Annotated in this window: 14 protein-coding genes and 1 other annotated feature; of the genes, 4 read left to right on the top strand and 10 right to left on the bottom strand. The window is 56.9% G+C overall.

What is annotated here, in order from left to right; genetic code table 11:
• Window positions 1–124 precede the first annotated feature (124 nt).
• The 9 genes from hisIE to hisL all read right to left on the bottom strand — a co-directional run bounded on the left by hisIE (window position 125) and on the right by hisL (window position 7,341).
• Window positions 125–736 (bottom strand): bifunctional phosphoribosyl-AMP cyclohydrolase/phosphoribosyl-ATP diphosphatase HisIE, encoded by a 612-nt coding sequence (gene hisIE / locus ACOTZP_RS15820; protein ID WP_271074833.1) that lies wholly within the window; start codon window positions 734–736, stop codon window positions 125–127.
• A complete protein-coding gene (hisF, locus tag ACOTZP_RS15815; protein WP_017383296.1) occupies window positions 730–1,506 on the bottom strand; it encodes an imidazole glycerol phosphate synthase subunit HisF in 777 nt (258 codons plus the stop codon). Before hisF ends, hisIE begins: the two co-directional genes overlap by 7 nt.
• A complete protein-coding gene (gene hisA, locus ACOTZP_RS15810; protein WP_271074834.1) occupies window positions 1,488–2,225 on the bottom strand; it encodes a 1-(5-phosphoribosyl)-5-[(5-phosphoribosylamino)methylideneamino]imidazole-4-carboxamide isomerase in 738 nt (245 codons plus the stop codon). The genes hisF and hisA overlap by 19 nt, the downstream gene beginning before the upstream one ends.
• The gene (hisH, locus tag ACOTZP_RS15805; protein WP_271074835.1) at window positions 2,225–2,815 is read right to left on the bottom strand and encodes an imidazole glycerol phosphate synthase subunit HisH; all 591 of its coding nucleotides are present in this window, start codon (window positions 2,813–2,815) and stop codon (window positions 2,225–2,227) included. Before hisH ends, hisA begins: the two co-directional genes overlap by 1 nt.
• A complete protein-coding gene (gene hisB, locus ACOTZP_RS15800; protein WP_271074836.1) occupies window positions 2,815–3,882 on the bottom strand; it encodes a bifunctional histidinol-phosphatase/imidazoleglycerol-phosphate dehydratase HisB in 1,068 nt (355 codons plus the stop codon). Before hisB ends, hisH begins: the two co-directional genes overlap by 1 nt.
• Window positions 3,879–4,940: a histidinol-phosphate transaminase gene (gene hisC / locus ACOTZP_RS15795; RefSeq protein WP_022648605.1), complete on the bottom strand. Its 1,062-nt coding sequence runs from the start codon at window positions 4,938–4,940 to the stop codon at window positions 3,879–3,881. The genes hisB and hisC overlap by 4 nt, the downstream gene beginning before the upstream one ends.
• Complete coding sequence (hisD, locus tag ACOTZP_RS15790) at window positions 4,937–6,241, bottom strand: histidinol dehydrogenase (protein WP_023300525.1); 1,305 nt, start codon at window positions 6,239–6,241, stop codon at window positions 4,937–4,939. Before hisD ends, hisC begins: the two co-directional genes overlap by 4 nt.
• A 5-nt stretch (window positions 6,242–6,246) precedes the next feature.
• Window positions 6,247–7,146: an ATP phosphoribosyltransferase gene (gene hisG, locus ACOTZP_RS15785; protein WP_032623983.1), complete on the bottom strand. Its 900-nt coding sequence runs from the start codon at window positions 7,144–7,146 to the stop codon at window positions 6,247–6,249.
• 45 nt (window positions 7,147–7,191) lie between these two features.
• Window positions 7,192–7,315: a sequence feature (His leader region), on the bottom strand.
• Window positions 7,291–7,341, bottom strand: coding sequence for a his operon leader peptide (hisL, locus tag ACOTZP_RS15780; protein ID WP_099516347.1), 51 nt, complete (start codon window positions 7,339–7,341; stop codon window positions 7,291–7,293). Its footprint overlaps the feature before it by 25 nt.
• Before the next feature lie 172 nt (window positions 7,342–7,513).
• On the opposite strand from hisL, the gene ACOTZP_RS15775 reads away from it, so the two are divergent.
• The 4 genes from ACOTZP_RS15775 (at window position 7,514) to ACOTZP_RS15760 (ending at window position 10,939) form a co-directional block, all read left to right on the top strand.
• The gene (locus ACOTZP_RS15775) at window positions 7,514–8,338 is read left to right on the top strand and encodes an SDR family oxidoreductase (protein WP_006811206.1); all 825 of its coding nucleotides are present in this window, start codon (window positions 7,514–7,516) and stop codon (window positions 8,336–8,338) included.
• Between the two features lie 41 nt (window positions 8,339–8,379).
• A complete protein-coding gene (locus ACOTZP_RS15770) occupies window positions 8,380–9,309 on the top strand; it encodes a LysR substrate-binding domain-containing protein (protein ID WP_022648603.1) in 930 nt (309 codons plus the stop codon).
• 219 nt (window positions 9,310–9,528) lie between these two features.
• Entirely contained in the window at window positions 9,529–9,591 is a 63-nt protein-coding gene (gene yoeI / locus ACOTZP_RS15765; RefSeq protein WP_099458931.1) for a membrane protein YoeI, read from the top strand.
• Entirely contained in the window at window positions 9,581–10,939 is a 1,359-nt protein-coding gene (locus ACOTZP_RS15760) for an APC family permease (protein ID WP_022648602.1), read from the top strand. The genes yoeI and ACOTZP_RS15760 overlap by 11 nt, the downstream gene beginning before the upstream one ends.
• Window positions 10,940–11,062: 123 nt before the next feature.
• Here ACOTZP_RS15760 and sbcB read toward each other — a convergent pair whose 3' ends face one another.
• Complete coding sequence (sbcB, locus tag ACOTZP_RS15755) at window positions 11,063–12,499, bottom strand: exodeoxyribonuclease I (RefSeq protein ID WP_400182190.1); 1,437 nt, start codon at window positions 12,497–12,499, stop codon at window positions 11,063–11,065.
• Between the last annotated feature and the right edge of the window lie 165 nt (window positions 12,500–12,664).

Below are 12,664 nucleotides of genomic sequence, written 5' to 3'. Positions count from 1 at the left end.
GAAACTGCCACTGAGGAGGGAGCGGGAATATGAAAGGGAAATCAGGCAGAAAAAATCAAAATATCCCTTTAAAAACAATGCTGGTCACCTTAAGTGACCAGCATTAGGGTTTCCCCGGTCTTTTTTATTTATGCCGTTTCCGCAAATTCTCGATCACCGTCGTTAAATCCAGCTCCTGATCCTGAAGCAGCACCAGCAGGTGATACATTAAATCCGACGCTTCGTTCGTCAGCTCCTCCCGGTCACGCACAGTGGCCGCCAGCGCCGTTTCAACGCCTTCCTCACCCACTTTCTGCGCAATACGTTTGGTGCCGCTGGCGTACAGCTTCGCCGTGTACGAGCTCTCGGGATCCGCTGATTTACGCTCTGCCAGCAGCTGTTCCAGCTGATAGAGGAACAGCCACTGGTGGCTCGCCTCGCCAAAGCAGCTGCTGGTGCCTTTGTGGCAGGTCGGCCCAATCGGGTTGACCAGCACCAGCAGGGTGTCGTTGTCGCAGTCTGGCGTAATGCTGACCACATTCAGGAAGTGACCCGAGGTTTCCCCTTTCGTCCACAGGCGCTGTTTGGTGCGCGAGAAAAACGTCACCTTGCCGCTGTCGATCGTTTTTGCCAGTGCCTCCTGGTTCATGTATCCCAGCATCAGCACTTCGCCTGAAACGGCATGCTGTACAACCACCGGCAGTAATCCGTCAGTTTTTTCCCAGTCCAGCTGCGCCTGTTGTTGCTCTGTTAACATACCCTGATCTCCACGCCCTGGTCGGCCAGGTACGTTTTTAACTCACCAATATTGATAATCTGTTTGTGGAACACGGAAGCGGCCAGCGCGCCGTCTACGTTCGCATCGCGGAAGGCTTCAAGGAAGTGTTCCATGGTTCCCGCGCCGCCGGAGGCAATCAGCGGAACCTGGCAGACCGCGCGCACTTTTTTCAGCTGCTCCAGGTCGTAACCGTTACGAACGCCGTCCTGGTTCATCATGTTCAGAACGATTTCACCCGCACCGCGTTTTTGCACTTCCTGCACCCAGTCCAGCGTCTCCCATTGGGTGACGCGCGTGCGGCTTTCATCGCCGGTGTACTGGTTAACGTGATATTTTCCCGTTGCGGCATCAAACCAGGTGTCGATCCCCACGACAATGCACTGCACGCCAAAGCGATCCGCCAGACGCGTAATCAGCTCCGGGTCGGCCAGGGCAGGGGAGTTAATGGAAATTTTGTCCGCACCGAAAGAGAGAATCTTCGCCGCATCGTCAGCAGATTTAATCCCGCCCGCCACGCAGAAGGGTATATCAATCACCTCTGCCACGCGCGCCACCCAGCTTTTGTCCACCACACGGCCATCGCTGGAGGCAGTGATATCGTAAAATACTAGTTCGTCTGCGCCTTCTTCAGCATAGCGCTTAGCCAGGGGAACGATGTCGCCAATGATCTCGTGGTTGCGGAACTGCACGCCTTTTACAACCTGACCATCACGCACGTCCAGGCAGGGAATTATCCGTTTTGCCAGCATTGAATCGCCTCCTTCACCGTAAATTTGCCTTCCAGCAGCGCGCGACCCACGATCACGCCGCCTACACCGGTTCCGCGCAGAGCGGCGATATCCGCCAGGCCGCCGATACCGCCAGAAGACTGGAACGCTACCTGCGGATAAGGCGCGCAAACCTCTTCATACAGCGAGACGTTAGAGCCTGCGAGCGTACCATCGCGTGAAATATCCGTGCATAGCACATGCTTTAGCCCCACGGGGAGATACATCTCAACCAGCTCTTCCAGCGTCACGCCGGAGTTTTCCTGCCAGCCGCTGACCGCGACCTGCTTGTTACCCTGTTCGTCGATGCGCACATCCAGCGCCAGCACCAGCGCATCCGCGCCGAAGCGGCGGAACCAGCCCTTGACCGTCTCAGGATCTTTCACAGCGGTCGAACCGACTACCACGCGCGCCACGCCTGCGTCCAGTAAGGCGGCAACATCGGCTTCCGTACGCACGCCGCCGCCCACCTGCACCGGGACGTCCACGCCAGCCACCAGTGTTTTAAGCAGCGGGATCTGGCGCTTCGCCGGATCTTTCGCGCCGGTCAGATCGACCAGGTGCAACACCTCAGCGCCCTCCGCGGCGTAAGCCTGTAACCGCGGCAGCGGGTCGTTGCCGTAGTCGCGCTGCTGCCCGTAATCACCCTGGTGGAGACGAACAACCGTGCCGTCAATCAAATCTAAAGCGGGAATTATCATCACATCTCCAGGAAATTTTTCAGCAGCTGCGCGCCGGCGGCACCGGAGCGTTCCGGGTGAAACTGCACGCCGTAAAAGTTATCTTTCTGCACGGCGGCGGTGAACGCCTCGCCGTAATTGCACTGGGCGATGGTGTAGGTATTCACGGGCATGGCGTAGCTGTGGACGAAGTAGAAGTACGCGCCGTCTTCGATTCCCTGGAACAGCCTGTTGCCCGCCTTCGGATAAACGCGGTTCCAGCCCATGTGCGGCAGCGGCAGGCCGTGGTCGGTCATTTTCGGCACGTCTTCTTCTATAATGCCCAGCAGATCGACGCCGTTGCTCTCTTCGCTGCGGCGGCCAAGCAGCTGCATGCCGAGGCAAATGCCCAGCACCGGTTGAGTACAGGCTTTGATGAGATCCACCAGCTCGCGCTCGTGGATCTGATCCATCGCCGCCTGGGCGGTGCCTACGCCCGGCAGAAAGAGTTTATCCGCGCGCAGCACCACGTCCGGATCGCGGCTCACCACCGGCTCGTAGCTGTGGCGCATAATCGCCGACTGTACGGAGTTCAGGTTGGCGCATCCGGTGTCCAGAATCACCACGTTCATTACAGCACTCCTTTCGACGAGGGAAGGGCGTCACCTTCCACGCGGATCGCCTGGCGCAGGGTACGGCCAAAGGCTTTGAACAGGCTCTCGACGCGGTGGTGATCGTTTTTGCCTTTGGTTTTCAGGTGCAGCGTCAGGCCCATGGTGTAAGAAAGTGAGCGGAAGAAGTGCTCCACCATCTCGGTGCTGAGATCGCCCACGCGCTGGTAGGTGAAGTCGGCTTTATATTCCAGGTGCGGACGCCCGGAGATATCCATCGCGCAGCGCGCCAGGCACTCGTCCATCGGCAGAACAAAGCCGAAGCGGTTGATGCCGCGCTTGTCGCCGAGCGCCAGCTTCAGGGCTTCGCCCAACGCCAGGCCGGTATCTTCCACGGTGTGGTGATCGTCGATATACAGGTCGCCCTTAACGGCGATCTCCATGCGGAAGCCGCCGTGAGTGGCGATTTGATCCAGCATGTGGTCGAAGAAACCGACGCCGGTGTGGATCTTGCTGCCGCCTTCACGATCGAGCCAGACCTTCGCGTCGATCTGCGTCTCTTTGGTGTTGCGTTCTACGTGAGAATAGCGGTCGCGTCTGGTGAGCTGCTCGCTAATCATCGCCCAGTTTAGCGTGTCGCGGTTATAGCGCAGGCCTGCAATGCCCATATTTTCGGCCAGCGTGATGTCCGTGACGCGATCGCCAATCACATAGCTGTTCGCTTTATCCAGCGCCTCTTCCGCCAGATAACGCTCAACAAGCTTCACTTTTGGCTTGCGGCAGTCGCACTCGTCGGCAGGCATGTGCGGGCAGATCAGCACCTCGTCGAAGGCGATGCCCTGCGAGGTCAGCACCTGCATCATCAGGTTGTGCGGGCCGTCAAAGTCCACCTGCGGGAAGCTGTCTGTGCCCAGACCGTCCTGGTTGGTGATCATCACCAGCTTATAGCCTGCTTTCTGAAGCTTCAGCAGCACCGGGATCACGTCGGGTTCAAAGGCCAGCTTGTCGAAACGATCGACCTGAAAATCGCTGGGTGGCTCCGAGATGATGGTGCCGTCACGATCGATAAAGAGATACTTCTGACTCATACTTTCTCCGCTTTAAGGGCGTCAATCACGCGCTGGCTCTCCGCGCGGGTGCCGACGGTAATACGCAGGCAGCCGCTCAGGGTAGGTTGTTTATTCTGGTCTCGTAAGATAATGCCCTGATCCCACAACGATTTAAATATCGCGCTTGATGCGGTGAAGCGCACCAGGATGTAGTTGGTTTCCGAGTCGAACACCTGCTCCACGCACGGAATCGTTTTCAGGGCATCGACTAGATACTGACGCTCTTCCAGTATCTGCGCCACACGCTCGCGCATCGCGCTGATGCCCTGCGGGGCCAGTGCCTGTGCCGCAATATCGGCAACCGGCGTTGAGAGCGGATACGGGGCGATCACTTTCAGCAGCAGGTCGATAACCGCTTTATTTGCCAGCGTAAAACCGCAGCGAAGACCGGCGAGAGCGAACGCTTTGGACAGAGTGCGCAGCACAACGAGATGCGGATACTCTTCAAGCCAGCCTGCCAGTGTCGCCTGCGGGCAGAACTCAATGTAGGCTTCGTCGGCCACAACCAGCGCTTTGCCGCGCGTCATTTCCAGCAGGGAACGGATATCCTGCGGATTGATAATCTGCCCGGTGGGGTTGTTTGGGCTACAGACAAACACCACCTTCACGCCGTCAAGGTTATCGGCGATGCCCTGCAAATCCAGCTGCCAGTTGTCGAGGGCCTGTACGTTGCGGCAGGCCACGCCAAAGGTTTCGGCGCTGACGCTGTACATCCCGTAGGTGGGCTGGCAGTACATCACCGCGTCTTTACCCGGTTCGCAGAAGGCGCGGATCAGCAGCTCAATCCCTTCATCAGCCCCACGGCTGACCAGCACCTGCTCAGGCTTCACGCCTGCATACTGCGCATAGTTCTCGATCACCGCTTTCGGCTGACACTCCGGGTAGCGGTTCAGCGTCTGCTGCGAGAGCTCAAAGGCCACCGCCGTGGGGTATTCGTTGGCATTCAGCCAGACGTCGCCGTTCCCGCCGAGACGACGCGCAGACTGATAGGGCGTCAGGCGACGGACATTTTCGCGGGCTAATTCTTCGATGTTCATGCTTGCTCCTTCAGGGCGGCAACGCGCAGCGTCACGGCATTTTTGTGGGCAGTCAGGCGCTCGGCGGCGGCCAGGGTTTCGATGGTCGACGCCAGCGAGGCAAATCCCTCGCGGGAGAGTTCCTGCACGGTCATGCGCTTCTGGAAATCCGCCAGCCCCAGGCTGGAGCAGGTTGAGGTATAGCCATACGTGGGCAGCACGTGGTTGGTGCCGGAGGCGTAATCCCCGGCGGATTCCGGTGACCAGTCCCCGAGGAACACCGAGCCTGCGCTGGTTATGCTGTCGACCAGATCGCGCGCGTTACGGGTCTGAATAATCAGGTGCTCCGGCCCGTACTGATTGGAGATGGCGATGCACTGGTCGATATCGCGAGCCACAATCAGTCGGCTGGCCGATAGCGCCTGACGCGCCGTTTCCGCACGCGGCAGGTCGGCCAGCTGACGCTCAACGGCCTCGCCCACGCGTTTTGCCATATCGGCATCTGGCGTCAGTAAAATCACCTGCGAGTCAGGGCCGTGCTCGGCCTGCGAGAGCAGGTCAGAGGCCACGAAATCCGGTGTAGCGCCGCTGTCGGCAATCACCAGCACTTCAGACGGACCGGCAGGCATATCAATCGCCGCGCCGTCCAGACGCTGACTGACCTGGCGCTTCGCTTCGGTAACGTATGCGTTACCCGGGCCAAAGATTTTGTCGACTTTGGGAACAGACTCCGTCCCGAACGCCAGGGCGGAAATCGCCTGCGCGCCGCCCACTTTATAGATCGCCTGCACGCCGCACAGCTTCGCCGCATACAGGATCTCATCGGCGATCGGTGGCGGAGAGCAGAGCACCACCTTTTGACAACCGGCGATACGAGCCGGGGTGGCCAGCATCAGGACGGTCGAAAACAGCGGGGCAGAGCCGCCAGGAATATAGAGGCCAACGGACGCCACCGGGCGCGTCACCTGCTGGCAGCGCACGCCGGGCAGGGTTTCCACATCCACCGCCTGCAATTTCTGCGCGGTGTGGAAGGTATCAATATTTTTCACCGCGACGGCCATAGCCTGTTTGATCTCATCCCCAAGGCGGCTTTCCGCCCCGGCGATCTCCTGCGCGGTGACCTGTAACGCGTCGACCTCAGTTTTATCAAACTTCGCGCTGTACTCACGCAGCGCGTCGTCTCCGCGGGCTTTGACGTTATCGAGGATCTCCGCCACGGTGCGGGTGATGCTCTCTGAGGCGGAAATTGCAGGGCGCATCAGCAGCTCGCGCTGTTGCGCGTCGCTACAGGTATTCCAGTCGATGATTGTGTTAAAGCTCATGGTCGTTACTCCATCATCTTCTCAATTGGCAGCACCAGAATAGAACTCGCGCCCAGCGCCTTCAGTTTTTCCATCGTTTCCCAGAACAGGGTTTCGCTGCTGACCATGTGCATCGCCACGCGCTGCTGGTCGCCCGCCAGCGGCAGAATGGTTGGGCGCTCAGCACCCGGCAGCAGGGCTATCACTTCGTCCAGGCGCTCGGTCGGCGCGTGCATCATGATGTATTTGGATTCACGCGCCTGAATCACGCCCTGAATACGGGTCAGCAGCTTGTCGATGAGCTGCTGTTTAGCCTCCGCCATCTCGCCGTCGCGCTGGATAAGGCACGCTTTTGAGCGGTAGATCACCTCCACTTCGCGCAGGCCGTTGGCTTCCAGCGTGGCGCCGGTGGAGACGAGGTCACAGATGGCATCGGCCAGGCCCGCACGCGGCGCCACTTCAACAGAGCCGTTCAGCAGACAAGATTTAAACTGCACGCCTTTTTGATCGAGGTAACGCTTCAGCAGGTGAGGGTAAGAGGTGGCGATACGTTTGCCGTTCAGCGCGGCCGGGCCATCCCAGGCTTCATCAACCGGCGTGGCCAGCGACAGGCGGCAGCCGCCGAAGTCCAGACGACGCAGGGTAAAGTAGCGTGGATCTTCGCCCTGCGCGCGGCGGGTTAATAACTCTTCTTCCAGTACGTTTTCGCCGATGATGCCGAGGTCAACGACGCCATCCATGACCAGGCCCGGAATATCGTCATCACGTACGCGCAGAATGTCGATCGGCATATTTTCAGCCAGGGCGATCAGGCGCTGGGTGTGCAGGTTGATTTTAATCCCGCAGCGGGCCAGCAGTTCGCGTGAATCATCGCTTAAACGGCCTGATTTTTGAATAGCTATGCGTAAACGTGAGTTATCTAACATTCTGTGTTCCTCGTTAACCTGTTTTAATCTGTCTGAATGCGGTCCAAAAAAAAGCCCCCGGAAGAAGATCTTCCGGGGGCTTTTTCATGCGTTCATGCACCACTGGAAGATCCAAACGTCTTCCAGCACACATCGCCTGAAAGACTAGTCAGGATGATGGTGATGATGGTGGTTTTTAAAAGGAACGCGTGTCATATAAATTCTCGTTGAATGCTTATGCATTTGATGTCTTTTAACCTAAACCAGTTGTACGCCATAAAGCAAGGGCTTTTTTTGATCATTAATTCATTTCATATTGATGGTATGAATTGTGCGTTCCATAAGGCTGGCGTAGCCTTATAACAGGCGTCGTTAAGCGGAGAATGTCATGAAAAAGGTCGCGATTGTCGGATTAGGGTGGTTAGGAATGCCACTGGCGATGTCATTAGCCGCGAAAGGCTGGCAGGTGACAGGGAGTAAGACTACGCGGGACGGGGTTGAGGCGGCGCGCATGTGCGGCATTGATGGTGTCGAGCTGCGTCTCGAACCCGAGCTTATCTGCGATACCGACGAGCTGGATGAACTGATGAATGTGGACGCGCTGGTCATTACCTTACCAGCGCGGCGCAGCGGGCCGGGCGAGACGTTTTACCTGCAGGCGGTGCAGGAGATTGTCGACAGCGCCCTGGCGCACCATATTCCGCGTATCATTTTCACCAGCTCGACCTCCGTCTATGGCGATATCGACGGTACGGCGAAAGAAAACACCGAGCGCCGTCCCGTAACCGCCAGCGGACGGGTACTGAAAGAGCTGGAAGACTGGCTGCACAATCTGCCTGGCACGCAGGTGGATATTTTACGCCTCGCCGGGCTGGTGGGGCCGGGGCGTCATCCGGGACGCTTCTTTGCCGGTAAATCCGCGCCGGATGGTCAGCACGGCGTTAACCTTGTACACCTTGAAGATGTTATCGGTGCGATAGAGCTGCTTTTACAGGCTCCGAAAGGGGGGCACATCTATAATATATGTGCGCCTTCGCATCCGCCACGCAGCACCTTTTATCCGCTGATGGCGCGCCAGCTGGGTCTGGCGCCGCCGGTGTTCAGTGAGGCGCAGGGGGAGCGCAAAGGCAAAATTATTGATGGCAATCGTATTTGCCATGAACTGGGATTTGAATATCAGTATCCCGATCCGCTGGTTATGCCTATGGAATAATTGCGCCGGCGGAGGCCATCGCACACCGCAAGGGGGCGAAGATGAAACCGCTGCTGGATGTTCTTGTTATTCTGGATGCGCTGGAAAAAGAGGGGAGCTTTGCCGCCGCCTCGGCGAAGCTCTATAAAACCCCTTCGGCTCTGAGCTACACCGTGCAAAAGCTCGAGAGCGATCTTAATATTCAAATTCTTGACCGCACTGGCCATCGCGCGCGTTTCACCCGTACTGGGCAGATGCTGCTGGAAAAAGGGCGTGACGTGCTGCATACGGTTCGCGAGCTGGAAAAACAGGCCGTCAAACTTCATCAGGGCTGGGAAAATGAGCTGGTGATTGGGGTTGATGATACTTTCCCTTTTTCGCTGCTTACCCCGCTTATTGAGGCGTTCTATCAGCGCCATAGCGTCACGCGGCTGGTTTTTATCAACGGCGTGCTGGGCGGCTCGTGGGACGCCTTAACGCAGGGCAGGGCGGATATCATCGTTGGAGCGCTGCATGAGCCTCCTCAGCTGAGTGAATTTGGTTTCGCCCGTCTGGGCGTTCTGGAGCAGATCTTTGCCGTTGCGCCTCACCACCCGCTGGCGAATGAACCGGAGCCTGTTTCAAGACGCGTCATTAAAAACCATCGCGCCATTGTGGTGGGAGACAGCTCCCGCCCCGAGTGCGGCATTTCATCGCAGCTTCTGGATGAGCAGGAGGCCATCACCGTTTTTGATTTTAAAACCAAGCTGGAACTGCAAATAAGCGGCCTGGGGTGCGGCTACCTTCCCCGTTATTTAGCACAGCGCTTTATTGAAAGCGGCGCGCTGGTGGAAAAACAGGTTTTAGCGCAGAGCAGTAACGAATCGGTATGGGTGGGCTGGAATGAACAGACCGCCGGGCTTGCCAGCGCCTGGTGGCGAGACGAAATTTTAGCAAATAGTGCTATCGCGACAGTTTACACTCAGGCAGATGATGGGAAATCAACCAGTTAGTAAAATTAATTTATGGGCAGGTTTCTCAATGTATTGCCTTTTGTATCTGGAATAGGGCAAAATGCCGCCGCTGCAAACAAATGAATAATCGACGATATAAAAGGCGTCGGTTATTTTTTTTTGCATGTACGAAACGAAACTAAAAACCAAGAGGCCGGGCTTCGTACCGGATAGATATTTACTAAAATCCGACAGTTGTTGTCGCTGAGGAAGAAAGAAATGGGGCAATTTTTCGCTTACGTGGCGGTTATCACCGTAAAGGAGAATAACTATGTCGCATAACGCAACTCCAAACACCTCTCGCGTGGAATTACGTAAAACGCTTACGTTGATTCCGGTTGTTATGATGGGCCTTGCCTATATGCAACCGATGACGCTGTTCGATACATTCGGTATCGTATCAGGCCTCACTGACGGTCACGTTGCAACGGCGTACGCCTTTGCACTGGTCGCCATTCTCTTTACAGCGCTGAGCTACGGTAAACTGGTTCGCCGTTTCCCGTCCGCAGGCTCTGCGTACACCTATGCTCAGAAATCCATTAGCCCGGCTGTTGGCTTTATGGTGGGCTGGTCATCACTGCTGGACTACCTGTTCATGCCGATGATCAACATTCTGCTGGCAAAAATTTACTTCGAAGCGCTGGTACCTTCCGTACCGTCGTGGATCTTCGTTGTGGCGCTGGTGGCCTTTATGACCATCTCTAACCTGCGCAGCATCAAGACCGTGGCTAACTTCAACACCCTGATCGTGATCCTTCAGATGGGGATTGTTGCGGTTATCGTTGGGCTGATCATCTACGGCGTTTCCCACGGTGAAGGCGCAGGTACGCTGACCAGCACCCGTCCGTTCTGGTCTGAAGGTGCGCACGTTGTGCCGATGATCACCGGGGCGACTATCCTGTGCTTCTCGTTCCTGGGCTTCGACGGTATCTCTTCTCTGTCTGAAGAGACCAAAGACGCTGAGCGCGTGATCCCGAAAGCGATTTTCCTGACCGCGCTGATTGGCGGCCTGATCTTCATCGGTGCGTCTTATTTCTTACAGCTGTACTTCCCGGATATCTCTCGCTTTAAAGATCCGGATGCATCGCAGCCTGAAATCATGCTGTACGTGGCGGGTAAAACCTTCCAGTGGGGCGTGCTGATCTTCTCCAGCGTCACCGTACTGGCATCCGGTATGGCAGCGCACGCGGGCGTTTCTCGTCTGATGTACGTGATGGGCCGTGACGGTGTGTTCCCAACTCGCTTCTTTGGTTACGTGCATCCGAAATGGCGTACCCCGGCGTGGAACGTACTGCTGGTGGGCGCGATTGCCCTGCTGGCAATCAAGTTCGACCTGGTAACGGCCACTGCGCTGATTAACTTTGGTGCGCTGGTGGCGTTCACCTTCGTTAACCTCTCCGTGATTTCGCAGTTCTGGATCCGTGAGAAGCGCAACAAGACGCTGAAGGACCACATCAACTATCTGGTGCTGCCAGTGTGTGGTGCCCTGACGGTGGGCGCCCTGTGGATCAACCTGGAAGAGAGCTCAATGGTTCTGGGTCTGATCTGGGGTGCAATCGGTCTGATTTACCTGGCTTGCGTAACGAAGAGCTTCCGCAACCCGGTTCCTCAGTACGAAGACGTCGCGTAAGACTGTGTCGGGTGGCGGCTATGCTCAACCCGACCTACAGTTTTGTAGGCCGGGTAAGCGTTAGCGCCAACCGGCAAAAAAAAAAGCCGGAGACATCGCCTCCGGCTTTTTTGTACCCGCTACTCAGACAATTTCTTGCGCGTACTGGAACAGCGCTTTCAGCAGCGCCTGTTTCTCAGCATTCCCTTCATACTGGCCGTAAAGCATCTCCAGCTCCTGGGCATAGCTATTAAGAAACTCAGGCGTAAACACGTTGCGCCGATGCTGTAACCAGCGCTCCTGCTCTGCTTCATCCAGCGAGCCTGGATAGTTGCGCGCACGGTAGTTAAACATCAGCTTCTCAATACGCGTGTCCGCAAAGGTGATATCCAGCGCGGGCAAATTACGCGGGTCGGTTTGCAGCACGATGTTCATCGCCGCGCGATCGGCATCGCTAAAGAAGCCGTTATAAAGCTGCGCATCCACATTCTCAGACGGCACGAACGGCTCTGCTTCGGCAAAAATGGCGACGACTTTCTCGCGCACCTGCGGGTTGTCGCGCAGCACTTTCAGGTTATCGAGGCAGTGCTGACGGTTAATCCCCAGCCGGTCGGCGTCTTCCGGGCGCAGCGTGTTGGCCTGCGCAAGCACCGGGCATTTATTGATGTGCACCAGTTTTACGGGTACGGCTGGCAGGTCACCCAGCGCCTCTTTCGGCGTATAAAGCCGTTCACGTAAGGTGTCGCTGTCGAGCTCAAGCAGCGGCGAGATATCCCCGGCAAGATCCACCATGATGACGGCGTTACGGTTGTCTGGATGCCAGGCAAGCGGCGCCACCCAGCTTGTGTTCCCGCGCCACGCACCGAACATCCCTGAAATATGCACCAGCGGTTTCATCTGCGGCACGTCAATCAGCGTCATCAGCTTTTGCTTGCTGCGATGGCTCAGCAGATACTCAAACAGGCGAGGCTGCGCGGTTTTTACGAGCTTCGCCATAGCGATGGTCGCGTAGACGTCTGCCATCGCGTCGTGGGCGTTGCTGTGCTCGATGCCGTTGGCCCGCGTCAGGTGCTCGAGCCTGAAGCTCGGCAAGCCGTCGTCGTTCTCCGGCCAGTTAATTCCCTCCGGGCGCAGCGCATAGCAGGCGCGCATAATATCCAGCAAATCCCAGCGCGAATTGCGGTTCTGCCAGCTCCAGGCATACGGATCGTAGAAGTTGCGGTAGAAGATATTGCGCGTCACTTCATCGTCAAAACGGATGTTGTTGTAACCCACCACGCAGGTATTGGGCACCGTGAACAGGTCGTGGATGCGACGGGCAAATTCTGCTTCGCTAACGCCTTTATCCCGCGCTTCCTGAGGCGTGATGCCCGTCACCATCACCGCGCCTGGCTGCGGCAGATAGTCATCGGCGGGCTTGCAGTAAAACACCTCGGGTTCGCCGATAACGTTAAATTCGTCATCGGTTCGGATAGCCGCAAACTGCGCCGGTCGGTCCAGCGCCGGATGGGTGCCAAAGGTTTCGTAATCGTGGAACAAAAAAGTCGGGCGCGCGGCAGAGTCAGACACCAGTAATCTCATCCTGTTAAAAATTGACGTCTCTATGGTAAACGATTGGGGTGAGCAGTCCGAATAAAAAGCACCTTCAGGCAAGAAATTTGCGAGATTTGTTCCGAAAAAATCTGCGTGCTGTCACATTTTTTTGCAATTAAGGCAGGTAACGACATCAGAACTCCCGTAAAAAGG

Origin of the sequence: Enterobacter cloacae complex sp. SYL001, from assembly GCF_049237025.1 — a bacterium.
GTDB lineage: Bacteria > Pseudomonadota > Gammaproteobacteria > Enterobacterales > Enterobacteriaceae > Enterobacter > Enterobacter intestinihominis.
The sequence above is the reverse complement of the archived record's forward strand: the minus strand, read 5'-3'. Positions and strand labels throughout refer to the sequence as shown.